This is a genomic window from Pseudomonas sp. UBA5706, assembly GCF_002419965.1.
GTDB lineage: Bacteria > Pseudomonadota > Gammaproteobacteria > Pseudomonadales > Pseudomonadaceae > Aquipseudomonas.
Genome location: NZ_DIHC01000054.1, coordinates 34,439 through 60,015, shown reverse-complemented (window position 1 = coordinate 60,015; position 25,577 = coordinate 34,439). Strand labels below are relative to the sequence as shown.

Below are 25,577 nucleotides of genomic sequence, written 5' to 3'. Positions count from 1 at the left end.
TTTCTGGCTCGGGCGGCTAATCGTTCCCGATCTGGCTTAGACCGCCGATTGCTCTTGATTCTGGCCGAAGGCCGTAGGAGCTCGGCTTGCCAGCGATCTGTCGCGCAGCGACAGCAATCCAGCCGCCTCGATACATCTGACCCCCCCACCGAGTCCAGCCGCATTGGCTGCCGGCCCCCGGCAAATCGTCAGCAAGCTGAACGCCTACGTCCAGTGGCCGAAGCGTTATCGCCTGTGAGCCGCCAACTGCCTCATCTTTTGCAGAACGGCATTCAGGCCGTTGCTGCGTGAAGGGGATAACTGGCGGCTCAGGCCCAGCTGATTGAACCAGTCCGCCAGATTAACCTGCTGCAGTTCCGGTGCTGACAGCCCGTTCACGCGTGCCAGCAACAACGCTACCAAGCCGCGGATCAGCCGGGCGTCACTGGCCGCACGAAACTGCCAATGACCTTCGGCGATTTCCCCCAACAGCCAGACCTTGCTCTCGCAACCGTCCACAAGGTGCTCGTCGGTCTTCTCCTCGTCAGCCAGCGCAGGCAATCGGTCGCCCCATTGCATCAGCAAGCGCGCGCGTTGCTCCCAGCTCAGCGAAGCGCTGAACGTGTCGAGCGCGGTTTGTGCCTCTGCCGACAGGTTCATCGCAACAACTCCAGCGCCTGATCCAATGCGTTGAAGAATCGCTCAAGGTCCGCAGCATCGTTATACAACCCCAGCGACACGCGGATGGCGCCCGTCAGTCCCAGGCTACCGATCAGCGGAATCGCACAATGATGACCCGCGCGCACGGCGATGCCTTGCTCGGTCAGCAGGGACGCCAGATCGGCGTTGTGCACACCCTCGACCACGAAACTCGCCAGGGCCACCTGCGGATTGCCCACCAGCCGTATGCCTTCGCGCAGCCTCAGCCCGGTGCACAGCAGATCATGCAGGCGGGCTTCATGGTCGGCAGCAGCGGCGTGATTGACGGCGTTCAGATAATCGAGCGTCGCGCCCAGCCCGATGACCCCGGAAATGGGCGGCGTGCCGGCCTCGAAGCCCAGCGGTGCCGGACGGAACGTCGCATCGAAATACCCCGCCTGCAGCACCATTTCCCCACCGAACTGCCAGTGGCGCAGGTGCGACAGCGCCTCGTGGCGGCCCAACAACACGCCCACTCCGTCCGGGCCGTACAACTTGTGGCTGGAAAACACATAAAAGTCACAGCCCAGCGCTTGCACATCGTGCCGGCCGTGAACAATGCCTTGCGCCCCATCGATCACGGTCAGCGCACCATGGGCCTTAGCCCGCGCCACCAGCTCAGCAACGGGCTGCCAGGTGCCCAGCACGTTCGACAACTGACTCACCGCCAGCAACCGCGTACGCGAGGTAATCAAAGTGCCAGCCGCCTGAAGATCAATCACACCCTGTGCATTCAGTGGTAGCACAATCAGCTTCAGGTCTCGACGTTTGGCCAGTTGCTGCCAGGGCAACAGATTGGCGTGGTGCTCCAGGGCACTGATGACGACCTCATCACCGGCCTTAAATATATGCTCCAGCCCATAGGCGAGCAGATTGAACGCCGATGTAGCGCCGTGGGTGAAGACGATGTGCCCGGATTGTCCGGCATTCAGCCACTCGCCAACCTTAGCGCGGGTGTCCTCGAAGGCCTGAGTCGCCATAGCGCCCGGAAGGTGCTGAGCGCGATGCACGTTCGCCGCGCCATGGGCGTAGTAATGCGTCATCGCATCAATCAGGGCCTGGGGTTTTTGTGCGGTGGCGGCGCTGTCCAGATAGGTCTGGCCTTGCCGTTCGAGGGCGTCGAGTGCAGGGAAGTCAGCGCGCCAGGGGGAAATGAGGGACATGACATTAGACTCTGTAATGAGACGGGAGCCCGGGGAGGGCGCCCGTCCTTTGCATCGCTCTATCAGTTGTGAGCGTGCAGCGCTTCGTTCAGCTCGATGGCCGACTTGTGAGATTTGCACTCTACAGCGCCGGTTTGCGAGTTGCGACGGAACAGCAGGTCAGGCTGACCGGCCAGATCACGGGCCTTCAACACTTTGACCAGTTCGTTGTTCTCGTCCAGCAGCGCCACTTTGGTGCCCGCGGTGACGTACAGACCGGATTCGACGGTGTTGCGGTCGCCCAGCGGGAAGCCGATACCGGCGTTCGCGCCGATCAGGCAGCCTTCGCCGACCGTGATCACGATGTTGCCGCCGCCGGACAGGGTGCCCATGGTCGAGCAGCCGCCGCCAAGGTCAGAGCCCTTGCCGACGAATACCCCAGCCGACACACGACCTTCGATCATGCCCGGGCCTTCGGTGCCGCCGTTGAAGTTGACGAAGCCTTCGTGCATGACGGTGGTGCCTTCACCGATGTAAGCGCCCAGACGAACGCGAGCAGTGTCAGCGATACGTACGCCCGCCGGGACTACGTAGTCGGTCATTTTCGGGAATTTGTCCACCGAGAACACTTCCAGCAACTCGCCTTTGAGACGCGCTTCCAGCTGACGCTGAGCCAGTTCGCCCAGGTCAATTGCGCCCTGACTGGTCCAGGCTACGTTAGGCAGCAGCGGGAACACGCCCGCCAGGCTCAGGCCGTGGGGCTTGACCAGACGATGGGACAGCAGGTGCAGCTTGAGGTAGGCCTCAGGCGTGGACGTCAGTGCGGTATCTTCGGCCAGCACAGTCGCCACCAGCGGCTTGTGGCTTTCGGCTAGACGGGTCAGCAACGCGGCTTGGTCGGCGTCTACCGATTTCAGTGCGTCAGCCAGTTTCGAAGCCAGATCGGTGTTGAACGCGATGGCCTGGTTGCCACCGGTATACCCCAGGATCGGTGCGATGGCGGCAACGATATCAGCCGATGGATTGAGCAGTGGCAGGGCGTAGAAGACTTCCAGCCAGGTGCCTTGACGATTTTGAGTGCCGACGCCGAAGGCCAGGCTGAAGGGGGAAGTGGACATGTGAATACCTCTTTAATGGCTATCTCGATCACAGGCGTTTGAAAACTGCTGCGCTGGTCAATACTGCGTTAAAAACGGGCGAAAAATGCTCATTTAGAAAACCAAAACTCCGCTTCTTCGCCCGTTTTTGCCTTGTCTTGCCTTCGCTCGCTACGTTTTCGAACGGCCTGTTCAGGCGATAGCTGCTGCGTACAGTTCGGGTTTGAAGCCAATCAGGGTTTTGTCGCCGAGTTCCAGCACGGGGCGCTTGATCATCGACGGCTGGGCAAGCATCAGTTCGATGGCCTTGCTCTGGTCGAGGTCGGCTTTGTGCGCCTCGTCCAGTTTGCGAAAGGTCGTGCCCGCACGGTTCAACACCGTCTGCCAGCCGTGCTCATTGCACCACCGGGTCAGGTGTTCGCGGTCGATGCCCTGTGTCTTGTAGTCGTGGAAATCGTAGATCACCGACTTTTCATCGAGCCAGGTGCGAGCCTTTTTCATGGTGTCGCAAGCTTTAATCCCGTACAGGTGCAACGTGTGGGTACTACTCATGAGCTTGCTCCTCCGGGATGGCGCAAAAAAACGGTGACGGATTATGCCACGGACACGCCGCTTGGCGCAGGCCAGGGATGCTTTGTGTCAGTTTGCCGGGATTTTTGGTGTCGATGACGACCCGGTTACCCATCCGAGCGACAGTTTTAGGCGGTTAATAGGGCACTTCGACGCTCAACCCGGGTCCGTTACGGGTGTCAGTTCAAGTTGCCGTTGGAGAAAAACACCATGCAGACAGCCTATACCGTCCTTATCTTGTTGACGCTGGTAGGTGTCTCGCGATTAATGGCCCGCGTGATTCCCATCCCTTTGCCGCTGGTCCAGATCGCTGCTGGCGCCTTGCTTGCCTGGCCCAGCCTGGGCTTGCATGTGGCGCTGGACCCCGATTTGTTTCTCTTTCTTTTCCTGCCGCCTCTGTTGTTCTCCGATGGCTGGCGCATGCCCAAGCGGGACCTGTGGCGTTATCGCGGACCGATTCTGACCCTGGCGGTGGGCCTGGTCATCTTCACCGTGGTCGGTGCCGGCTTTTTCATTCACTGGCTGCTGCCGACCATCCCGCTGCCGGTCGCATTCGCCTTGGCGGCCGTCCTGTCGCCTACCGACGCCGTGGCCGTATCGGCGATTGCCGAAGACCGGTTGCCTGTTCCGATCATGCGCATGCTTCAGGGCGAAGCGTTAATGAACGACGCGACCGGTCTGGTGACCTTCAAGTTTGCCCTGGCAGCGGCCATGACCGGGATTTTTTCCCTCACCGATGCCAGCCTCACGTTCCTCATGGTCGCGTGTGGCGGCCTGGCGGTGGGCGTTGCCCTGAGCTGGCTGGTGGGGCGCCTGCGCGGCTGGATGATTGCCCGCGGCTGGGACGATCCGGCGACCCACGTGGTGTTCATGTTGCTGTTGCCGTTCGCCGCTTATGTGTTGGCGGAGCGGCTTGAGATGTCCGGAATCCTCTCGGCGGTGGCGGCGGGGATGATGCAAAGCTGGGTCGATCTGTTGCCGCGTCAGACCACCACCCGTTTGCTCAATCGCAGCGTCTGGGCCTTGCTGGAGTTCGCCTTTAACGGCCTGATCTTTTTGCTGCTGGGCCTGCAGTTGCCTGACATCGTCACTGCAGTGACCCATAACGAGGTCACGCTGTGGCCAACCCTGCTGTGGCGTTGCCTGGATGTGCTGGCGATTTTCGTAGTATTGGCGGCATTGCGCTATGTCTGGGTGCGCAGTGTCTGGCGGCTGATGGTTCAGATACGCCGCTGGCGCGGGCGTGCCGATGATTCGCTGGAGTTGTCCCGGCGCTCCTCGATGCTGCTGACGGTCGGCGGCGTACGCGGTGCGGTAACGCTGGCCGGTACCTTGTCGGTGCCGATCCTGATCAGTGCCGGCGCGGCGTTTCCTGAACGCGACCTGCTGATCTTCATCGCCGCCGGGGTGATTTTGCTGTCGTTGGGAGTGGCCTGTATCAGCCTGCCGCTGCTGTTGCGCGGCGTCGCCAGCGAGCCGGATTTGCGCATGAAGCGTGAAGTGCGCGACGCTTGGAAGCGGACCGCCGAGGCAGCGATCCACGCACTGGAGAACGAAGGACTCAACGACACCACGGCGACACCCGATGCGGCCCAGGAAGTGCTGGCCACCGAGGTGAAGGCGCGGATCATGTCCGAATACCGCCATCGCCTGGAAATTTTCAACGACACTGCCGAGGCCCAGGCGCTGGCGTTCCAGATGGATCAGCTGGAGAAACGCATGCGCATCAGCGCCCTGCGTGCCCAGCGGCTGGAACTGTACAACCTGCATCGCCATCGCCAGATCGGCGATGACGTGCTGCGCCTGGTCTTGGCCGAGCTGGACCTTAACGAAGCCAATCTGGGGTTGGGCAAGTAGCCAACGTGCTATGAGTAGAAGCCGCCGAGGGTCTGCTCAGCCTCTGCGGAGCCTTCAGACCTCAGCGTCAGGCCGGCTGCCTTCTGCCGCTGGCCACCACCTTCGCGGCGATGTCGTCAAGGGACACAATGTGATCGACACCGCCGAGTTTTATCGCCTCGCGCGGCATGCCGAACACCACGCAACTGGCCTCATCCTGAGCGTAGGTCTCAGCGCCCGCGTCGAACATCTCCTTCATCCCGCGCGCACCATCGTCACCCATGCCCGTCATGATAATGCCGGTGGCGTTGCGTCCGGCGAACCGGGCCACCGAGCGGAACAGCACATCCACCGAAGGCCGGTGCCGATTGACGTGTGGGCCGTCGAGCACCTGGACGTGATACATGGCGCCGTCGCGCTTGAGTACCATGTGTTTGCCACCAGGGGCAATCAACGCCAGGCCCGGCAACACTCGATCGTTGTTGCGGGCCTCGCGCACTTCGATGGCACACAGGCTGTTCAGCCGCTCGGCGAACGACGCGGTGAATTTCTCCGGCATGTGCTGCACGATTACCAAGCCGGGACACACCCGGGGCAATCGGGTCAGCACGTGTTCCAGTGCTTGAGTCCCTCCAGTTGAGGTGCCAATGGCTACCACGCGCTCGGTCGTCTGCGCCATGGCCTTGCTGCCGGCTGACAAAATGACATCGGCATCGCAGCGTTGCGGCACCGCTATTGCCGGACGGGCACGCGCTTTCAAGGCGTTCAAATTGGCCTTGGCGGCAGCACGTACCGCGCCGACCAGCTCCGACGCCGACTGATGAAGAAAATCCTTAAGGCTGCTGCGCGGTTTGGTGATGACCTCAACCGCACCGGCCGCCATGGCTTGCAGGGCGGTTTGCGTGCCTTTTTCGGTCAAGGACGAACAGATCACCACGGCAGTGGGCCGTTCGCTCATAAGCTTGCGCAAAAAGGTCAGCCCGTCCATGCGCGGCATTTCGATGTCGAGCACGATGACGTCGGGCCACTGCTTGGCCATTTTATCCATGGCAAACAGCGGGTCACTGGCCGCGCCCAGGACGTGAAAGTCCGGCTCGGCTTCAAGGATGCTCTGCATCACCTGACGGACGACCGCCGAATCGTCGACCACCATGACTTTGATCCTGTTCATGGTTTGCGATAGATCGAAGGTGAAATGACATCCAGGCTCTCGCACACGCCGTTGAGGCTTTCCGAGTGACTGACCAGAAAGTAACCGCCGCGGCGCAAATGCGGCAGTAGACGCTGCACGACCTTGCGCTTGATCGGCATATCGAAATAGATCATCACGTTGCGCAGCATGATCAGGTCGAACTCACCCAGATGAGGCAATGGCTCATTGAGGTTGATACGACTGAACTGCACCCGTTCGCGCAAGCGCCGCTCCACCAGCAACGTGCCGGCTTGCGGGCCTACGCCCTTGAGGCAGTGGCGGCTGAGCAGATCGTGGGACAAATTATGTGCGCGCTCCATCGGGTAGTGGCCTGCGCGAGCCTTGGCCAGCACCTGAGTGCTGATGTCCGAAGCCAGGATCTCCCATGGGCTGATGCCCAGGCTGTCTGCCAGGGTCATGGCCAGGCTGTAGGGCTCTTCACCGCTGGAACAGGCTGCGCTCCAGACGCGGAACGGCCGCGTGCTGGAGGCGTGGGGCAGCACCTGCTCGCGCAGAAACTGGAAATGCTTGGGTTCGCGAAAGAAGTAGGTTTCGTTGGTGGTCAGCATGTCCAGCGCCACCACGGATTCGGCGGCGCCTTCCTGGCTGCTGATCAGTCGAAAGTAATCGCCATAGCTGTTCATGTCATGGTGACGCAGGCGCTTGGACAAGCGACCTGCGACCAGGGCCTTTTTTCCTTCGGCCATGTGGATACCGGCAACACCGTGCAGCCACGCCTGAAACTGCTGGAATTCCTTGTCCTTCAGGGCTATGCCGTTCATGCGGCATGTTCCGGACTGACGCTGGCAATGGCGACCATGTCTTCGACGCTGAGTACATGATCGACATCCAGGGCAATGACGAAGCGCCCGTCGATGCGTGCCATGCCGCTGATGAACTCGGTACGGATGCGTGAACCGAAACTCGGCGGCGGCTCGATCGCCTCCGGAGGAATATCGAGCACCGCTGACACGGCATCCACCAACAGTCCGAACACCTGACGTTCACCGTCGTCGCCGTGAACTTCGATGATCACCGTGCAGCTGCGGCGGCTGATCTTCGAGCGCGGCTGGCCGAAGCGCGCAGCCAGGTCAACGACCGGCACCACGGCGCCGCGCAGGTTGATCACCCCGCGCACGTAGTCAGGCATCATCGGGACCACGGTGAATTGGCCGAACTCGATGATTTCCTTGATGCCCGGGATGGCCAGGGCGTACAGCTCCTCGCCCAGGGTAAAGGTGAGGTATTGATTGTCCTGCCCGTCGCTGGGTGCTGTTTTCTCTACAGTGGACATGACGGCGTCCTTAAAAGTGAGTGAATTCGGCTTCGTTGATTTCCAGCGCGGGCTGCGGGCGACGCTGCTGAGCGCGAGCAGGTGTAGACCGGTGGGTCTTGGCCGAGGCCCGAGGCAGCATCGCAACGGCCGTTTCCTCCTGGCTTGCCTCCAGGGTGAAGAAACTCATGGCGCTTTGCAGTTGCTCGGCCTGACTGCTCATTTCCTCGGCGGTGGCTGCCAGTTCCTCGCTGCTCGAAGCGTTCTGCTGGGTGACCTGACTGAGCTGAACCATGGCGATATTGATCTGCGAGACGCCTGCGGCCTGTTCTTCGGAGGCGGCGCTGATTTCCTGAACCAGGTCGGACGTCTTGGTAATCGAGGGGACCATTTCGCCAAGCAGGGAGCCGGCGTGTTCCGCCAGCTCGACGCTGCTGGTAGACAGCTCACCGATTTCCTGAGCAGCGACCTGACTGCGTTCGGCCAGTTTGCGCACCTCGGCGGCCACCACGGCAAAGCCCTTGCCGTGTTCCCCGGCACGCGCTGCTTCGATCGCGGCGTTGAGCGCCAACAGGTTGGTCTGATAGGCGATGTCGTCGATGATGCCGATGCGTTGGGCGATCTTCTTCATCGCCGCTACGGTCTGGTCCACCGACTCGCCGCCTTCCCTGGCTTCGCGGGCGGCCTTGCTAGCCATGCCGTCGGTGACTTTGGCGTTGTCGGTGTTCTGGTTGATGCTGGCGCTGATCTGTTCTACCGAAGCGCTGGTCTGTTCGACGCTTGCCGCTTGCTCACTGGTGGCCTGGCTCATCGATTGGGCGGTGGCGCTGACCTCTTCGGAGGCGCTGGCCAAGCCGTCGGCGGCATGCCGGACTTCGCCGATGATGCGCGCCAGTTTGGCGATCATGTTCTGCATCGAGCCCATCAACTGGCCGGTTTCATCCCGGCTGGTGGCAGCGACTTGTGCGGTGAGGTCGCCTTGTGCCAGGCGTTGGGCGAGTTCGGCAGCCTGTTTGAGCGGACGGGAAATGGTGCGCGACACGAACCAGGCCAGGAACAGGCCAAGGATCAGAGCGCCGCTCAATACCGCAATGATGGCAATGCGCGCGCTGGCATAAACCCGGTCACCCTCGGCACTGGCGGCTGCAGCGCCATCGTTATTGACCTGTACCAGGCGCGACAGGTTGGCAGAAATCCGATCGAATACCGTCTTCGAACTGCCGTTGAGCAGGATGCGCGACTGATCTATCTGGTTTTGCCGCGAGAAGTCGAGCAGTGTCTTGCTGGAGTTGAAATAGCCGGTCATGTCAGCGCTGATGGTGTCGAACAGCTGTTGTTCTTCCGGGCTGCTGATCAGCGTGCTGTAGTCGGCCAGGCGCTTTTCGGCGTCACTGCGCGATTGTGCCAGCTGTCCTTCGATAGCTACCTTCTCCTGATCCTCTGACAGCACGTGGCGTGCCTCACGAGTGCGGTATTCGGCCATGTAGAAACGCATGCCGGAGGCCGCGCGCATCGACGGAATCCAGTTCTCTTTCATTTCAGTGGAGGTGTCATTGACCTTGGCCAGTTCAATGATGGCGAACGCGCCCATGACGACGCTCAACGACAGCACTGCAACGAACGAGGTCAGCAACTTGGTGGATATTTTCAGGTTGTAGAACCATTGCATGGTGACTTCCTTGGGACTGGCCCGGCCTAGATGGCGTTACGAATAATCGATGAATGTCCAATTGAATCCAGCCGACGCTGGCTGTCTTTTTCGATCAGGGTCTTGAGGAGTGCGGGGATATCCAGGATCAGCGCCACACTGCCGTTGCCCAGGATGCTTGACCCGCTGATGCCACGCAGGCTGCCGAACAGCGGCCCCAGCGGCTTGATAACGGTCTGGTGTTCGCCCATCAGGTGATCGACCACCAGCCCTGCCGTCTGGCCCTGGGCCTTGACCACCACCACGTTTTCTCGACGCGCAATGCTGCCTTCCAGCGCCAGTTGCTCGCGCAGGAATACCAGTGGCAAGACTTCGCCACGTAGATCGATATGGCCACGCTGGCGCAGGATGTCGCGCTGCCCCGGGGGAAGTTCGAGGCACTCATGCACCACATCCAGCGGGACGACGAAGCCGCCCCCTGCCACTTCCACCAACAAGCCATTGATCATCGCCAGGGTCAGGGGCAGGCGTATGCGCACCGTGGTGCCTTGGCCTGGCTCGCTGTACAGGTCAATGGTGCCTCGCAAACTGGTGATATTGCGCTTGACCACGTCCATGCCCACGCCACGTCCCGACAGATTGGTGACCGCTTCGGCGGTCGAAAATCCGGGTTCGAAAATCAGATTGAGCAGGTCACGGTCGCTGGGGTCGGCAGCGCCAATCAAGCCTCGTTCACGCGCCTTGGCGAGGATGCGCGCGCGATTCAGGCCGGCCCCGTCGTCAAGCAATTCGAGGACGATGCTGCCTGAGTCGTGAAAAGCGTTCAGGCGCAGGGTGCCACGTGCCGGTTTACCCGCAGCGACGCGTACATCGGGCGGCTCGATGCCATGGTCCATCGCATTGCGCAGAAGGTGCATCAGCGGGTCGCCGATACGCTCCACCAGCGCTTTATCCAGCTCCGTGTCGGCGCCGCTGATCAGCAGCTCGATGTCTTTGCCCAGCTCTGCGCTGACGTCGCGCACGACCCGCTGGAAACGATTGAAGGTATCGCCGATAGGGACCATGCGCATCGCCAGGGCGCCATCGAGCAATTGCTCCACCAGCCCGGCGACCACTGAGGTCGCTTCCATCAGGTCTTCGTCGGCCCTTTCCCGGGCCATCAACTGGGCGCCGGCACTGGCGGTGATCAATTCGCCCGCCAGATCGATCAAGGTTTCCAATTGGTCGGCGCGCACACGAATGAAGCGCTGACTTTTGTTCTCGGTAACCACTTTGTCGGCCGCCGGTGCTGCGGTCGCTGCGGCAGGGGCTTCGTCCGCCGGCTCCAGCAGGTCTTCTTCTGTAACGCTGCCACAACGAACAAGCGCGTCGGCGAGCCACGCGGCTTCGGCGCCCATGTCCTGCAACCATTGGCGGTACTGTTGGGCGGGAGTATCGGGGGCAAAAATGAACAGCCTACAGTCGTCCCGTACGAACTCGAATGCTTCTGCGATGCTTGCCTCGTCCTTGTCGGACAACAGTCTGATCTCGAAACCCAGATAGCAGCTTTCGGCGTCCATTTGCGCAGCCGCCGGCAGGTTTTCGTAGCAGGTCACCACGCCCAGCAGTTCGCCAAGGGTCGCCAGGTAACGCAGGAACGACAACGGGTCCATGCCGTTGCGCAGCATGTCGGTGCCAAAGCGTACCGAGATGTGCCAGGTTGCATGGGCTGGCGCGGTCTCTTGCGCAGGCGGCACCGGTGCCTGTGCCTGGCGATAGCTGTCCAGGCGCTGGCGCAGCTGAGCTTGGTGATCAAGGGCCTGCGCAGCCAGTGTCGAGCGCTGGACCGCCACCACTTCTATCAATTCCACCAGGTGGTCGTTGCACTCCAGCATCAGTGCAATCAGATCCCGGTCGGCGAGTACCTGTCCGTCACGCAGGCGGTCCAGTACATCCTCGACCACGTGCGCAAAGCTGACGATCGGATCGAGCCCGAACAGGCCGGCCGAGCCTTTGATGGTATGCGCCGCCCTGAAGATGCTGGCCAGTTGATCCGCATCCTTGGGGGCGTGCTCGAGCTGCAATAGGGACTGCTCCATATCCTGCAGCAGCTCACGCGCTTCAGCGATGAAGGTTTGCAAGGCCTGGTCGAGGTTGATATTCAAGGCGACTGTCCTCTGTCAAAGAGCTGTGGGCCCTTGGTGTCCTTAGTGTCGGGAGCTGAACTGCTCGCTGAGTTGGCACAGTTGCAGCACCTGCTCCACGGCCGGGCTCTGTGCAGTCAGTTGCAGCGTTGCGCCGGCGGCGCCGAGTTCTCGTCGGGCCAGCAACAGAAGTTGCAAACCCGCACCATCGATCTCTGCAACCTCGCTCAGGTCCAGCAGCCAGTTTTGTGCGTCGGTTAGCCAGGGCATCCACAGGGCCGCCAACTCGGCCGCGGTGTAAATGGTCATCTCCCCGTGCACCATCATGTGGGTGATGCCTTCACGGCTGTCGACGGTCATCACGGCAGGATCAACTTGGCCACGGCAGCCATCATCTGTGCCGGCTGGAACGGTTTGACCACCCACGCCCTTGCGCCGGCGGCCTGGCCTTCCTGTTTGCGGCTTTCCTGGGATTCGGTGGTCAGCATAATGATCGGCGTAAATTTGTAGGCTGGCAGTTTCTTTACTTCTTTGACGAAGGTGATGCCATCCATGTTCGGCATGTTCACATCGCTGATGATCAGGTGCACTTTCTGCCCGGTGAGCTTGCTCAGTGCATCCTTGCCGTCGCTGCCCTCGATCACGTCATAACCGGCACCCTTGAGGGTGATCCCGACGACCTGGCGGATACTTGCCGAGTCGTCGACCACCAATATGGTCTTGGCCATTGTTTTCTCCTTAGAAAAAAGTGATTGCGTTTTCGTCGGCGGCTTTTACAACCTTGCCGTGGTGGTTCTGGCGCTGTTCGCGCATGGCGTATCCGCGCTCCATGTCGGCCATCCACGTCTTGACGTCCAGCGTCAGCGGCTGACCACTGTGCTCGGCTTGCTGCAATTGGTCGTGCAGCGCGCTCATGCGTTCGCGCACCTGGCCGAGGATCTGGCTCACACGGTCTTGAAACTGAAGTGCGACCAGCACCTGATTGATCTCCTGGCCGATGCCGGCGCTCTCATTGAGCAGGCCGTCGGCCGACTCGCGCAGTTGCCCGGTGATCGTGCTGAAACGCCCCAGCACGCTTTCGATCGTGTTCTGCGAGGCACTGACCTGATCCTGGCTGCGCTCGCTGCTCTCGCCTGCCACTTGCACCAGGCGACTGACGGCCGCGTTGATGATGTCCACTTTGGCCGACATCTTCTGGCCGGTCTCGCTGGACTGGCTCGACAACGTTCGCACGGCGTCGGCGACGACTGCAAAACCGCGCCCGGCGTCACCGGCGCGCGCCGCTTCGATGGCGGCGTTGAGCGCCAGCAGGTTGGTTTGCGCAGCAATGGCAGCGACATCGGCGGCCATGGAGCGCAGTTCACCGGTGTAGGCAGTCAGCGCGCTGACTTCCTTGACCATCTCGTCGCGGCTCTGCTGAGCCACGTGCAATGAGTCCACCACCTGATACAACTCGCTCTCGCTGGTGCTGAGTCCACCGGCGCCCTCGGTGCCGTTGCCCGCGGCGGCCTGTGAGGCCTGGACGGTGTGGTCCAGGCGCTGTGAGATATCGACGAAGCGTGCCGTCAGGTCGGTGATCGCCTGTTCGGTCTGCGCCCCGGCGGTCTCAATTTGCCGCACCCAGATAGGCAAGGTTTGCTGGAACAGACTTTCGGCGATCGGCCGCGATGTTTCCCGGTCCGACATGGACTGCGCCAGTAATAAAAGTTCTGCTTTGGAAGCGGCCTGGCCTTCACTTTTTCTTATACGCAACACTGCAAAGAAACTTGTCGCCAACACCGGTAACAGAATACCCAACAACAAGGCCGGCCAGGAAAGCGTGCCGACAACTTGCATCGACAGTATTGCAAACGAAGCGACTGCGCAGACGATGCCGAGGCCGAGGATCCCGACAGCAGATGTTTTTCCATGACCGGTCATAGGCGTTCCGTCAATTAGAGCAAGATGCTGTATGAATTTGCGTGTACCTCTGTATCTGGTGGCCTTATGAAAACTTGACGTCAGAAATCAACCGGCTGTCGGGAAGCCTTCTGCGCCGGGCTTTAAGCCCCAGAAGCTGCAGCAGATGCTTGACTGAGCTGAAGTGTGTTTACATTCATTTGGAGAGAAAGCGCGCAGATTATTATTAGACGGCATAGAAGGGCGTGTACAAGTTTTGCAGCGCATTGAACAATAAGGAAATCTATCCGATCGTACGGTTTTTTATATTCGTTCGAATGATTTATAAAGAGGCTGGTCTTTGCTGATTGAGATTTGATTTGAATCAGGTACTGGCTCTTGTACAAGAAAGTTGCATGGGCACCGTATCCATACGGGTAGGCTTGAACTGACTGGGCAGTTGCTGAGAAAAAATCACCAACCCGTCGCCGTTCAATACTGCGTTGTTCCGCCTTAACGACCAAAGATGTCTGTGGCTGCGCTGTCGATCGCGGTAGAGCGTGCTCAAGCGTTCGACGTGCCTTTCATTAATATGCGTCCAGTCTCGTCAACGAAGAAGGTGCTTACGGTGTGCTCCAGGGCACGTTGTCACGCATCACCGATTGCAGGTGATGGCATGAATAGGAAAAGTCTGCAGCCTCATGCCGGTCCAGAATGGTCTGGTGGATGAATACTCGCTCATGCACTTGGCGCCTTGCGTGAGAAGACCATGTCCATGACCCGGACCGGCCTTGAGCTCACAAAAGGATAGGCACTTGGCAGACCCGCAACGCGTTGCGTACATGGGCCTGCCGGATGCGGATCTGGCGTTACGCCGAGTGGCGCCGGGTGATGAATTCGCGAATCCGCTGCGCCGCTTCGACGCATTCTGCCAGCGGAGCAACCAGTGCCATCCGCACCCGTCCTGCGCCCGGGTTGAACCCATCGACTTCCCTTGACAGATACGAGCCCGGTACCACCGTCACGTGTTCGGCTTCGAACAGATCGCGGCAAAACTGCGCATCGTCGCCTCCGACGTTGGGCCATAGATAAAAACTGCCGTCCGGGCGCTGCACATCCATTACCGGAGACAGGATGCTCAGCACCGCGTCATATTTCTCGCGGTACAAATCGCGGTTGGCGCGCACATGTTCCTCGTCGCCCCATGCTGCGATGCTGGCCAGTTGGGTCTGAACCGGCATGGCGCAACCGTGATAGGTGCGATAGAGCAGGAAGCCCTTGAGGATATCGGCGTCACCGGCGACGAAGCCCGAGCGTAGGCCAGGCAGGTTGGAGCGCTTGGACAGGCTGTGAAATACCACACAGCGCTTGAAGTCCTCGCGGCCCAGCTCGGCGCAAGCGGTCAGCAAGCCCGGCGGTGGCGTGTCTTCGTCGAAATACAGCTCGCTGTAGCATTCATCTGCAGCGATCACGAAATCGTACTCGTCCGCCAGGGCGATGAGCTTTTTCAAGGTTTGCAGCGGGATCAGCGCGCCAGTCGGGTTGCCCGGCGAGCAGAGGAACAGAATCTGGCAGCGTTTCCAGATGTCGGCAGGTACGGCATCGAAATCCGGATTGAATCCGTGCTCCGCCAGGCAAGGCAGATAGTGCGGTTTGGCGCCAGCGAGAAACGCTGCGCCTTCGTAGATCTGATAAAAAGGGTTCGGACTGACCACCAGCGCGTCATCGCTACGATTGACCACGGTTTGAGTGAAGGCGAACAGCGCTTCCCGAGTGCCGTTGACCGGGAGCACATGCTTGCTCGCGTCCAGCCAGCCGTGTGGAACGCTGAAACGGCGTTCGCACCATTGGGTGATGGCCTCACGCAATGCCGGGATGCCTGCGGTGGTCGGATAGACCGCCATCTGATCCAGGTTATCAGCCAGGGCTTTGGCAACGAATGCTGGCGATTGGTGCTTGGGCTCGCCGATGGACAGGGCAATCGGGCGTTTGTCCGGTTTGGGTGTAACACCGGCGAGCAGGGCGCGAAGCTTTTCGAACGGGTAAGGCTGAAGCTGTTGCAGAGCGTTGTTCATGGGCAATCGGTCTCAAGGAACGGGGCGCCTTCCGCACGGGTTCAGGCGCCATTGAATAGCGTGCTGGTGTCGATTCAAATGCTGATGCGCAGTTCGCTCGCAGGCTCTGCGTTGACGCTGAGTTGCTCAACGATTGCGTCCTGCAAGCGCCTGCACAGCTGTGGGTCGGACAGCGGCTGATTGTTCTCGTCGGTCAGGAAGAACACGTCTTCCACGCGCTCGCCGAGGGTGGCGATCTTGGCGTTCTGCAGCGACAGGTCGAACTCCAGAAAGATCTTGCCGATGCGGGCCAGCAACCCCGGACGGTCCGGCGCGCTGAGTTCGAGCAGCGTGACCGGGCGTTGGGCGTCGTTGGAAATGGTCACCACCGGCGCGAAGGCGAAGTGCTTGAGCTGGCGCGGCACCCGACGCTTGATGATCGTCGGGTAGTCGTCCGGATTGCGCAGGGCTTCGGTCAGTCCGTCGCGAATGGCCTTGATGCGCTCCGGGTTTTCGCCAATCGAGCCGCCGTCACTGTCGAGCACGATATAGGTGTCGAGGGTGAACTGACTGGTCGAGGTGATGACCCGTGCGTCATGAATGTTCAGGTTCAACTGGTCCATCGCCGCAACGGTCACGGCGAAAAAGTCATGCTGGTCTGGCGCGTAAATGAAGATCTGCGTGCCGCCTTCGAACTCGCGCTGCGTGGTTTCGTTGATCAGTACCAGCGGCCCGCCATCGGCCGGCTGCCGCAGGATGGCGTCACTGTGCCATGCGACGTCGCCAGCCGTGTGCCGCAGGAAGTAGTCATCACCCAGTTGCGACCAGAGCTGCTCGACATCGTCCGGATCGGTGCCATTGCGCACCAGAATATCCAGCGCCGCGCTTTGCGTGCGGCGGATCTGTTCTTCGCGGTCCACCGGGTTTTCCAGACCGCGTTTGAGCGCACGCTTGGTTTCCGTGTAGAGCTGGCGTAACAGGCTGGCGCGCCAGGAATTCCATAGGGTTGGGTTGGTGGCGTTGATGTCGGCCACGGTTAGCACATACAGGTAATCCAGATGCACCTCGTCGCCGACGAACTGGGCGAAATCGTGGATTACCTGTGGGTCGGACAGGTCCTTGCGCTGGGCTGTGGTAGACATCACCAGATGGTTTTGTACCAGCCAGACGATCAGTTGAGTGTCCCAGTTCGGCAAATGATGACGAATGCCGAATGCCTGGGCATCGGCGGCGCCCAGCTCCGAGTGGTCGCCGCCGCGCCCTTTGCCGATATCGTGGTAAAGACCGGCCAGATAGATCAGTTCGGGTTTGGGCAGCTTGCCCATGAGCTTGCTGGCTAGCGGAAATTTTTCTGACACCTGAGTGTACTGAAGCTTACGCAGGTGCTTGATCAGGTTCAGGGTGTGAGCGTCAACCGTATAGATGTGGAACAAATCATGCTGCATCTGCCCGACGATATGCCCGAACTCCGGCAGGTAAAGGCCGAGTATGCCGTAGCGGTTCATTCGGCGCAGGTTGCGATGGATGCCGATCTCACATTTGAACAGCTCGATGAACAGGCTGGTGTTGCGAATATCGTGGCGGAAATCGTCGTTGATCAGATGCCGGTGTTCGCGCAGCAGGCGAATGGTATCGGCACGTACACCCTTGATTTCCGGCTGTTGCGCCATCAGCACGAAAATCTCCAGCATCGCGAACGGCGTGCGCGTGAAGACATTCGGCTGAGTCGCCTCGATATAGCCGTCATGCAGCTGGAAACGTGAGTTGATCGATTCGGTGACGGTATTTTCGTCGTCCGAAAGGATCACTTCCTCGAAGTGCTGGATGATCAAGTCGCTCAACTGGGCAATGCTCATGACTACCCGGTAATACTTCTGCATGAAGCGCTCGATGGCCAGTTTCGCATCGCTGTCCTGATACCCCAGAAGTCGGGCGATGCCGGTCTGGTAATCGAACAGCAAGCGGTCCTCGGAGCGACCGGCAAGCATGTGCAGGGCATAGCGCACTTTCCACAGAAACTCCTGTGAAGAGGCGAGCAGTGCGTTCTCGCTTTCCAGCAGAAAACCCTGATCGGCCAACGCATGCAGGTTCAGCGTGCCGTATTGACGACGAGCTACCCAGAGGATGGTCTGAATATCGCGCAGACCACCCGGCGAGCCTTTGACGTTAGGCTCCAGGTTGTACTCGGTATCGAAATACTTGTGATGACGGGCCTTCTGCTCGACGCGCTTGGCCAGGAAGAAGTCCTTGCTTGGCCACATTTCGGCAGGGCTGGTGACTTCCAGCATGCGCTGGCGCAAACGCTCCGGGCCGGCGATGGTGCGGCTCTCCATCAGGTTGGTGATCACCGTCAGGTCGGCGCGGGCCTCGGTTGCGCATTCATCGACCGAGCGCACGCTCTGACCAACCTCAAGGCCAATGTCCCACAAAAGGGTCAGGAAGCGCTCGATGGAGTCGCGGAAAACCTCGTGGTCGGCGCTGTCCAGCAAAATCAGCAGGTCGATGTCGGAATAGGGGTGCAGCTCGCCACGGCCATAGCCGCCGACCGCGAGCAACGCGATATCGGCGTCTTCGCTCCAGTCAAACTGTTCCCAGGCCTGCTGCAGGATATTGTCGACAAACCAGGCGCGGTCCTCGATCAGTCGACGAATCTCACGCCCTGACCTGAAGCGCTCATCAAGCACTTCACGGGCCTGACGAATGGCCTTCTTGAAAGCAGCGATAGGACTCGCCTTCAATGCCAGCTCGGCCTGGAACTGGCCACGGTCGAACAAATCCGGATCTACCTGCGGCATGGGACTGCTTTCCTTCTATCTATATCGGCAGGGTAGCGGCGTTGTTATCAGGCCGATGTGCGGGCAATGGTGTCGTCGCTGCGCAAGGTGAAGATCTCGTAACCGGTGGCGGTGACCAGGATGGTGTGCTCCCACTGCGCCGAGAGTTTGCGGTCCTTGGTGATGGCCGTCCAACCATCGCCCAATAGACGCGTGTCGGCCTTGCCTTGGTTGATCATCGGTTCAATGGTGAAGGTCATGCCTTCCTTGAGCTCGATGCCGGTGCCAGTCTTGCCGTAGTGCAAGACCTGCGGCTCTTCGTGGAACACTTTGCCGATGCCATGGCCGCAGTATTCCCTGACCACCGAAAAGCCGTTTTTCTCGGCGTGCTTCTGGATCACCTCGCCGATATCGCCCAGGTGCGTACCGGGCTTGACCAGTTCGATGCCTTTATACAGGCACTCCTGGGTGATCTTCGACAGCCGTTCAGCCCACTCCGGCACCTTTCCCACATGGAACATCTTGCTGGTATCGCCGTGGTAGCCATCCTTGATGACGGTAACGTCTATGTTCAACACGTCGCCTTCCTTCAGTGGCTTCTCGTTCGGAATGCCGTGGCAGACAACGTGGTTGATGGAGGTGCAGATCGATTTAGGGAAGCCCTTGTAGTTCAGCGGGGCAGGGATGGCCTTCTGTTCGTTGACGATGTAGTCATGACAAATGCGGTCCAGTTCGTCGGTGGTGACGCCGGGCTTGACGTACGCCCCGATCATTTCCAGTACGTCCGCGGCCAGGCGACCGGCGACACGCATCTTTTCGATGTCTTCAGGGGTTTTGATGGTAACGGTCATACAAGGCTCTCTCGGCGCGGCGGGGCCGCAGCTAAACACGGAAAAATGCGATTCTACCAGACCGCCGCCGGGCGGGTTATCATCGCTTCGCCCCATAGGAAGCCGACAGCGTGTGCTGCACGGCGCGCTGGAGCGGCAAAAGCATCGAAAAACAGGATCTTGTTTGCAGTTCCGTTATCCAAAACTTTGTGATATAAAATGCGCCGCTTTACGGGGTGCGCCCTGAAAGCCCAAACCCACACACGTGTCGACACGATGACCTGGGTGCCTTCGGTTCAAGCCGCTGGTTGGTCATTGGGATACGTGGAGGCCTAACCCGACTTATCAAGGAACTATCATGTCCCAAGTCAACATGCGCGATATGCTGAAGGCCGGTGTGCACTTCGGTCACCAAACCCGTTACTGGAATCCGAAAATGGGTAAGTACATTTTCGGCGCGCGTAACAAGATTCACATTATCAACCTTGAAAAAACCCTGCCTATGTTCAACGAAGCACTGACTTTCGTTGAGCGTCTGGCCCAAGGCAAAAACAAGATTCTGTTCGTCGGCACCAAGCGTTCCGCTGGCAAGATCGTTGCTGAAGAAGCAGCACGTTGCGGTTCGCCGTACGTCGATCACCGCTGGTTGGGCGGCATGCTGACCAACTTCAAAACCATCCGTGCCTCCATCAAGCGTCTGCGCGAGCTGGAAGTTCAGGCTGAAGACGGTACTTTCGCCAAGCTGACCAAGAAAGAGGCGCTGATGCGTACTCGCGATCTGGAAAAGCTGGATCGTAGCCTGGGTGGTATCAAGGACATGGGCGGTCTGCCAGACGCACTGTTCGTCATCGACGTTGACCACGAGCGCATCGCGATCACCGAAGCCAACAAGCTGGGTATCCCGGTCATCGGCGTAGTCGACACCAACAGCAGCCCGGAAGGCGTTGACTACATCATCCCAGGTAACGACGACGCCATCCGCGCCATCCAGCTGTACATGGGTTCGATGGCTGACGCTGTTATCCGTGGTCGCAACAATGTCGCTGGCGGCACCGACGTTTACGTTGAAGAAGCTCCAGCAGCAGCTGTTGAAGGCTGAGTAGCAAACGCCTAGCGTTTACTCAGTACGCAAAAAGGGGGCTTGGCCCCCTTTTTGCCACCTCGAAAACCATCTGGCATTGCCATGGACCTATCGTCATGCGCAGCTGCCACCATGGTTTCAAGAATTTGAACGCCCGCCCGGCGGGTGGAATGGTTGAAGACCTATCCAAGAGGATTTTGAAATGGCAGAGATTACTGCAGCGTTGGTCAAAGAACTGCGCGAGCGTACCGGCGAAGGCATGATGGATTGCAAAAAGGCCTTGACCAAGGCTGGCGGCGACATCGAAAAAGCCATCGACGATATGCGTGCATCGGGCGCAATCAAAGCCGCCAAGAAAGCAGGCAACGTTGCCGCTGAAGGTGCTATCGCCATCAAGGATGACGGTAAAGCCGCAGTCTTGATCGAAGTCAACTCGCAGACCGACTTCCTGGCTCTGCAGGACGACTTCAAGAGCTTTGTCGCCAGCAGCGTTGAAAAAGCGTTTGCTGACAAACTGACTGACGCCGCTCCGCTGATCGAGGCTCAGGAAGTCGAGCGCACTGCGCTGGTTGCCAAGGTAGGCGAGAACGTCAACATTCGTCGTCTGGCTCGCATTGAAGGCGACGTGCTGGGTTCTTACTTGCACGGCAACAAGATCGGCGTTGTTGTAGCCTTGAAAGGCGGCGACGCTGAACTGGCCAAAGACATCGCGATGCACGTTGCTGCCAGCAACCCTGAATTCCTGCTGCCTTCGGACGTCTCCCCTGAAGCGATCGAGCGCGAGAAGAATGTCTTCCTGCAATTGAACGAAGACAAGATCAAGGGCAAGCCTGCCGAGATCGCCGAGAAGATGGTCCAGGGTCGTATCACCAAGTTCCTGGCCGAGGCCAGCCTGGTTGAGCAGGCGTTCGTCAAGAACCCGGACATCAAGGTCGGTGAGCTGGCCAAGAAAGCCGGTGCTGAAATCGTTTCTTTCACCTACTTCAAAGTCGGTGAAGGTATCGAGAAGCCAGTGGACAACTTCGCTGAAGAAGTCGCTGCTCAAGTAGCTGCAAGCAAGCAATAAGACGGTCCTCCCACTGTCGATCAAGAGGCTGCCCGCTCACGCGCGCAGCCTCTTTGTCAAAACGGCAGAAGGAATTTGTTTTTCCGGGAGGCGCGGCTCATGAGGCTGCGAAATCCTGACGAAGTAGCCTAGAGTTAGCGCTGGTTTAAAACGGCTGGCAGACTCGAAAGATTTTTTTAACGCCGCAGGAGAGATTCGCAATGGCTCAGCAGGGCAGTGGTTATCAAGCTCGCTATAAACGCATTCTACTCAAGCTTAGCGGCGAGGCCCTGATGGGGTCCGAAGAGTTCGGCATCGACCCAAAAGTACTGGATCGCATGGCGCTTGAAGTAGGCCAACTGGTAGGTATTGGCGTTCAGGTTGGCCTGGTCATCGGCGGCGGCAACCTGTTCCGCGGCGCGGCACTTAGTGCTGCCGGGATGGATCGGGTCACCGGCGACCATATGGGTATGTTGGCCACTGTGATGAATGCTCTGGCAATGCGTGATGCGCTGGAGCGCGCCAATATTTCGGCCATCGTGATGTCGGCGATTTCCATGGTGGGCGTGACCGATCACTACGATCGTCGCAAAGCGATGCGTCACCTGAATGCCAAGGAAGTCGTGATTTTCGCGGCAGGTACTGGCAATCCGTTCTTCACCACCGATTCGGCCGCCTGCTTGCGTGCGATCGAAATCGACGCCGATGTCGTGCTGAAGGCAACCAAGGTCGATGGTGTGTACACTGCCGATCCATTCAAGGACCCGCATGCCGAGAAGTTCGATCATCTGACTTACGATGAAGTACTGGATCGCAAGCTGGGCGTAATGGATCTGACCGCTATCTGCCTGTGTCGTGACCACAAGATGCCGCTGCGTGTTTTTAATATGAACAAACCCGGTGCCCTGCTGAATATCGTGCATGGCGGCGCGGAAGGAACTTTGATCGAGGAAGGCGAGCAATGATCAACGAAATCAAAAAAGACGCTCAAGAGCGCATGCAGAAAACCATCGAGTCCCTGAGCCATGCTTTTGGTCAGATTCGTACTGGCAAGGCCCACCCTAGCATTCTGGGCAGCGTGATGGTCCCGTACTACGGTGCCGATACCCCCTTGAGCGGTGTTGCCAACGTCACGGTTAAAGATTCCCGTACCCTGCAGGTCGTGGCGTTTGAGCGCAACATGCTCGCGGCGGTCGACAAGGCGATCCAGAGCGCAGGCTTGAACCTCAACCCGACCAACCTTGGCGAGTTGCTGTTGATCTCCATGCCGGCCCTGACCGAAGAAACTCGCAAGGGCTTCACCAAACAGGCACGCGCCGCGGCCGAGGATGCTCGCGTTGCCGTGCGCAACATTCGTCGTGATGCGTTGGGCGATCTGAAGAAACTGGTCAAGGACAAGGAAATCAGCGAAGACGAAGAGCGTCGTGGCACGACTGAGATCGACAAGCTGATCAAGGATTTCGAGGCTCAGATCACAAAAGCCACGGAAGAGAAAGAAAAAGACCTGATGGCCGTATAAGGGTCAGGAAGCTTTCATGGAAAAGACAAAGCTGGCAGTGCCGTCGTCGGTGCCGCGTCATGTCGCGATCATCATGGATGGGAACAATCGCTGGGCCAAAAAGCGTCTGTTGCCCGGCGTGGCGGGTCATAAGGCTGGCGTGGACGCTGTCCGGGCGGTTATCGAAGTGTGTGCCGAAGCCAAGGTCGAGGTCTTGACGCTGTTCGCCTTCTCCAGTGAGAACTGGCAGCGTCCGGCCGACGAGGTGGGCGCGCTCATGGAGCTGTTCTTTACCGCTCTTCGGCGTGAGACCAAGCGTCTGAACGAGAACGGCATCAGCCTGCGCATCATCGGCGACCGTTCGCGTTTCCATCCCGAGCTTCAGGCGGCTATTCGCGAGGCCGAAGCCCGAACTGCCGGCAATACCCGCTTTGTCCTGCAAATCGCTGCCAATTATGGCGGCCAGTGGGATATCGCTCAAGCCGCACAGCGCCTGGCGCGTGAAGTTCAAGCCGGGCATCTGCGTCCGGAGGACATTACGCCGGAGCTGTTGCAGACGTGTCTGGCAACCGGCGACCTGCCGCTTCCGGATTTGTGCATTCGTACCGGAGGCGAGCATCGCATCAGCAACTTCCTGCTTTGGCAGCTGGCGTATGCCGAGCTGTACTTCTCCGACCTGTTTTGGCCGGACTTCAAACACGATGCCATGCGCCATGCGCTGGCTGATTTTGCTTCGCGCCAACGCCGCTTCGGGAAAACCAGCGAGCAGGTAGAAGCTGGAGCCCGTGCTTAATGCTCAAACAACGAATCATTACCGCGTTAATTCTCGCGCCGCTGGCGCTGTGTGGCTTCTTTCTGCTCGAAGGCGGCAGCTTTGCGCTGTTCATCGGCGCCGTGGTGGTGCTGGGCGCCTGGGAGTGGGCACGTCTGGCCGGTTTCGAAACTCAGTCAGTTCGCATGGGGTACGCGGTGGTGGTGGCTGTGCTGCTCTTTGCGCTGTACGTGCTGCCCGGGCTGGCGCCGTGGATTCTGGTGGCGGCGCTGATCTGGTGGATCGCGGCGACCTGGCTGGTTTTGACCTATCCGGAGTCAAGCGAGCACTGGTCCAGCGTGCTCTGCAAGTTGGTCATTGGTCTTCTTATTTTGCTTCCCGCCTGGCAAGGCCTTGTACTCATCAAGCTTGAGCCCATGGGCAACTGGCTGATTCTCTCGGTGATGGTGCTGGTGTGGGGCGCAGACATTGGGGCCTATTTTTCCGGCAAGGCATTTGGTAAGCGCAAGCTGGCGCCTAAAGTCAGCCCCGGGAAAAGCTGGGAAGGTTTGTACGGCGGCCTGGTTGCGTGTCTGCTGATCACCCTGGCGGTCGGCTTGTATCGGAGCTGGGCGGCGGCTGAAATCCTGTTCGCTCTGGTGGGAGCAGCGGTCGTAGTGCTGATCTCCGTCGTGGGCGATCTCACCGAGAGCATGTTCAAGCGCAAATCCGGAGTCAAGGACAGCAGTAATCTGCTGCCCGGGCATGGCGGGGTGCTGGATCGCATCGACAGCCTCACCGCCGCGATTCCTGTATTTGCCCTCCTGCTGTGGGCTGCCAAAGACTGGGGCGTAATGTGAGTCAGCCTCAACAGATTACTGTCCTGGGCGCGACGGGCTCGGTCGGCCTGAGTACCCTCGACGTCGTCGCCCGGCATCCCTCACGTTACAAGGTGTTTGCGCTCACCGGCTTTACGCGCCTGGCTGAGTTGCTGGCGCTTTGCGTTCGTCATGCGCCGCAGTTCGCCGTCGTGCCGACCACCGCTGCGGCGCGCCAGTTGCAGGATGATCTGCGCGCGGCTGGCCTCGATACCCGGGTATTGGTAGGGGAGGGTGGTCTGTGTGAAGTCAGCGCTCACCCACAGGTGGACACGGTGCTCGCGGCTATCGTCGGTGCGGCCGGGCTACGTCCGACGCTGGCGGCTGTAGAAGCGGGCAAGAAGGTGCTGTTGGCTAACAAGGAGGCCCTGGTCATGTCGGGTGCCTTGTTTATGCAGGCTGTTCGACGCAGTGGCACAGTACTGCTACCTCTGGACAGCGAACACAACGCTATCTTTCAGTGCCTGCCAGCCAACTACGCCGGCGGTCTTGGCTCTGTCGGCGTGCGCCGCATCCTGCTCACCGCGTCCGGTGGCCCGTTTCGCGCAACGCCTTTGCCGGAACTGGAGCATGTTTCGCCCGAGCAGGCGTGTGCGCATCCGAACTGGTCCATGGGGCGCAAGATTTCCGTCGACTCCGCCAGCATGATGAACAAGGGGCTGGAGCTGATCGAGGCTTGCTGGCTGTTCGACACCGCTCCGGCGCGCATAGAAGTGGTGATACACCCGCAGAGCGTCATTCATTCCCTGGTGGATTACGTGGACGGCTCCGTCCTGGCCCAGTTGGGTAATCCAGACATGCGTACACCGATCGCCCATGCGCTCGCTTGGCCCGAACGCATCGAGTCGGGGGTTGCGCCGCTGGATCTGTTCAGTATTGCACGCCTGGATTTCCAGGCGCCGGACGAAGTGCGCTTCCCTTGCCTGCGTCTAGCACGGCAAGCTGCCGAGGCCGGCGACAGCGCACCTGCAGTGCTCAATGCCGTCAACGAGGTCGCGGTCGCGGCGTTTCTGGAACAGCGTATTCGCTTTCCGGAAATCGCGAGTATGATCGACGAAGTCCTGAATCTCGAACCTATCGTTGCAGTGAACGAGCTTGAGACGGTGTTCGAGATCGACGCAAGGGCGCGGGCGCTGGCTGATCAGTGGCTGGATCGTAATGATCGCTAGCCCGCAGGTGCAACTCGGTACAGGTTCATCGACGCGAGCAGGCACGCGCTGGGTACCGGC

At 59.7% G+C, this 25,577-nt stretch carries 23 protein-coding genes; 8 read left to right on the top strand and 15 right to left on the bottom strand.

The window, feature by feature from the left end; genetic code table 11:
• Window positions 1-225: 225 nt before the first annotated feature.
• The 4 genes from B3I26_RS25715 to B3I26_RS25700 all read right to left on the bottom strand — a co-directional run bounded on the left by B3I26_RS25715 (window position 226) and on the right by B3I26_RS25700 (window position 3,469).
• Window positions 226-639 carry a SufE family protein gene (locus B3I26_RS25715; RefSeq protein WP_296261986.1) on the bottom strand — a complete coding sequence of 138 codons (414 nt, stop codon included), beginning with the start codon at window positions 637-639 and terminating at the stop codon, window positions 226-228.
• The gene (locus tag B3I26_RS25710; RefSeq protein WP_296261984.1) at window positions 636-1,841 is read right to left on the bottom strand and encodes an aminotransferase class V-fold PLP-dependent enzyme; all 1,206 of its coding nucleotides are present in this window, start codon (window positions 1,839-1,841) and stop codon (window positions 636-638) included. The genes B3I26_RS25715 and B3I26_RS25710 overlap by 4 nt, the downstream gene beginning before the upstream one ends.
• 62 nt (window positions 1,842-1,903) lie before the next feature.
• Window positions 1,904-2,938 (bottom strand): 2,3,4,5-tetrahydropyridine-2,6-dicarboxylate N-succinyltransferase, encoded by a 1,035-nt coding sequence (dapD, locus tag B3I26_RS25705; protein WP_296261981.1) that lies wholly within the window; start codon window positions 2,936-2,938, stop codon window positions 1,904-1,906.
• Between the two features lie 171 nt (window positions 2,939-3,109).
• Window positions 3,110-3,469, bottom strand: a complete 360-nt coding sequence (locus B3I26_RS25700; RefSeq protein ID WP_296261977.1) for an ArsC family reductase — start codon at window positions 3,467-3,469, stop codon at window positions 3,110-3,112.
• A 228-nt stretch (window positions 3,470-3,697) separates the two neighbouring features.
• Here B3I26_RS25700 and B3I26_RS25695 point away from each other — a divergent pair, with 228 nt between their 5' ends.
• Entirely contained in the window at window positions 3,698-5,344 is a 1,647-nt protein-coding gene (locus B3I26_RS25695; RefSeq protein WP_296261976.1) for a Na+/H+ antiporter, read from the top strand.
• Window positions 5,345-5,411: 67 nt separating this feature from the next.
• On the opposite strand, the gene B3I26_RS25690 is transcribed toward B3I26_RS25695, so the two are convergent.
• The 11 genes from B3I26_RS25690 to map form a co-directional block, all read right to left on the bottom strand.
• Window positions 5,412-6,494, bottom strand: a complete 1,083-nt coding sequence (locus tag B3I26_RS25690; protein ID WP_296261974.1) for a protein-glutamate methylesterase/protein-glutamine glutaminase — start codon at window positions 6,492-6,494, stop codon at window positions 5,412-5,414.
• Window positions 6,491-7,297, bottom strand: a complete 807-nt coding sequence (locus tag B3I26_RS25685; RefSeq protein ID WP_296261972.1) for a CheR family methyltransferase — start codon at window positions 7,295-7,297, stop codon at window positions 6,491-6,493. Before B3I26_RS25685 ends, B3I26_RS25690 begins: the two co-directional genes overlap by 4 nt.
• Window positions 7,294-7,809: a chemotaxis protein CheW gene (locus B3I26_RS25680; protein ID WP_296261970.1), complete on the bottom strand. Its 516-nt coding sequence runs from the start codon at window positions 7,807-7,809 to the stop codon at window positions 7,294-7,296. The genes B3I26_RS25685 and B3I26_RS25680 overlap by 4 nt, the downstream gene beginning before the upstream one ends.
• A 10-nt stretch (window positions 7,810-7,819) precedes the next feature.
• Window positions 7,820-9,457: a methyl-accepting chemotaxis protein gene (locus B3I26_RS25675; protein ID WP_313483942.1), complete on the bottom strand. Its 1,638-nt coding sequence runs from the start codon at window positions 9,455-9,457 to the stop codon at window positions 7,820-7,822.
• 26 nt (window positions 9,458-9,483) lie between these two features.
• Window positions 9,484-11,580: a chemotaxis protein CheA gene (locus B3I26_RS25670; protein WP_296261968.1), complete on the bottom strand. Its 2,097-nt coding sequence runs from the start codon at window positions 11,578-11,580 to the stop codon at window positions 9,484-9,486.
• 42 nt (window positions 11,581-11,622) lie between these two features.
• Window positions 11,623-11,919, bottom strand: a complete 297-nt coding sequence (locus tag B3I26_RS25665; RefSeq protein WP_296261966.1) for an STAS domain-containing protein — start codon at window positions 11,917-11,919, stop codon at window positions 11,623-11,625.
• The gene (locus B3I26_RS25660) at window positions 11,919-12,287 is read right to left on the bottom strand and encodes a response regulator (RefSeq protein ID WP_133751730.1); all 369 of its coding nucleotides are present in this window, start codon (window positions 12,285-12,287) and stop codon (window positions 11,919-11,921) included. The genes B3I26_RS25665 and B3I26_RS25660 overlap by 1 nt, the downstream gene beginning before the upstream one ends.
• A 10-nt stretch (window positions 12,288-12,297) precedes the next feature.
• Window positions 12,298-12,960, bottom strand: coding sequence for a methyl-accepting chemotaxis protein (locus B3I26_RS25655; RefSeq protein WP_409522068.1), 663 nt, complete (start codon window positions 12,958-12,960; stop codon window positions 12,298-12,300).
• Window positions 12,961-14,306: 1,346 nt separating this feature from the next.
• Complete coding sequence (gene dapC, locus B3I26_RS25650) at window positions 14,307-15,512, bottom strand: succinyldiaminopimelate transaminase (RefSeq protein ID WP_296261959.1); 1,206 nt, start codon at window positions 15,510-15,512, stop codon at window positions 14,307-14,309.
• 74 nt (window positions 15,513-15,586) lie between these two features.
• Window positions 15,587-18,286 (bottom strand): [protein-PII] uridylyltransferase, encoded by a 2,700-nt coding sequence (locus tag B3I26_RS25645; protein WP_296261957.1) that lies wholly within the window; start codon window positions 18,284-18,286, stop codon window positions 15,587-15,589.
• Window positions 18,287-18,333: 47 nt separating this feature from the next.
• The gene (map, locus tag B3I26_RS25640) at window positions 18,334-19,116 is read right to left on the bottom strand and encodes a type I methionyl aminopeptidase (RefSeq protein WP_296261955.1); all 783 of its coding nucleotides are present in this window, start codon (window positions 19,114-19,116) and stop codon (window positions 18,334-18,336) included.
• A gap of 337 nt (window positions 19,117-19,453) precedes the next feature.
• On the opposite strand from map, the gene rpsB reads away from it, so the two are divergent.
• The 7 genes from rpsB (at window position 19,454) to ispC (ending at window position 25,517) form a co-directional block, all read left to right on the top strand.
• Window positions 19,454-20,194 carry a 30S ribosomal protein S2 gene (rpsB, locus tag B3I26_RS25635; protein WP_296261953.1) on the top strand — a complete coding sequence of 247 codons (741 nt, stop codon included), beginning with the start codon at window positions 19,454-19,456 and terminating at the stop codon, window positions 20,192-20,194.
• A gap of 184 nt (window positions 20,195-20,378) precedes the next feature.
• A complete protein-coding gene (gene tsf / locus B3I26_RS25630) occupies window positions 20,379-21,242 on the top strand; it encodes a translation elongation factor Ts (protein ID WP_296261951.1) in 864 nt (287 codons plus the stop codon).
• A 200-nt stretch (window positions 21,243-21,442) separates the two neighbouring features.
• The gene (pyrH, locus tag B3I26_RS25625) at window positions 21,443-22,186 is read left to right on the top strand and encodes a UMP kinase (RefSeq protein ID WP_019692086.1); all 744 of its coding nucleotides are present in this window, start codon (window positions 21,443-21,445) and stop codon (window positions 22,184-22,186) included.
• Window positions 22,183-22,740 (top strand): ribosome recycling factor, encoded by a 558-nt coding sequence (gene frr / locus B3I26_RS25620; RefSeq protein WP_296261949.1) that lies wholly within the window; start codon window positions 22,183-22,185, stop codon window positions 22,738-22,740. The genes pyrH and frr overlap by 4 nt, the downstream gene beginning before the upstream one ends.
• A 16-nt stretch (window positions 22,741-22,756) precedes the next feature.
• Window positions 22,757-23,512 carry a polyprenyl diphosphate synthase gene (uppS, locus tag B3I26_RS25615; RefSeq protein WP_296261947.1) on the top strand — a complete coding sequence of 252 codons (756 nt, stop codon included), beginning with the start codon at window positions 22,757-22,759 and terminating at the stop codon, window positions 23,510-23,512.
• Window positions 23,512-24,330 (top strand): phosphatidate cytidylyltransferase, encoded by an 819-nt coding sequence (locus tag B3I26_RS25610; RefSeq protein WP_296261945.1) that lies wholly within the window; start codon window positions 23,512-23,514, stop codon window positions 24,328-24,330. Before uppS ends, B3I26_RS25610 begins: the two co-directional genes overlap by 1 nt.
• A complete protein-coding gene (ispC, locus tag B3I26_RS25605) occupies window positions 24,327-25,517 on the top strand; it encodes a 1-deoxy-D-xylulose-5-phosphate reductoisomerase (protein WP_296261943.1) in 1,191 nt (396 codons plus the stop codon). The genes B3I26_RS25610 and ispC overlap by 4 nt, the downstream gene beginning before the upstream one ends.
• Window positions 25,518-25,577 lie beyond the last annotated feature (60 nt).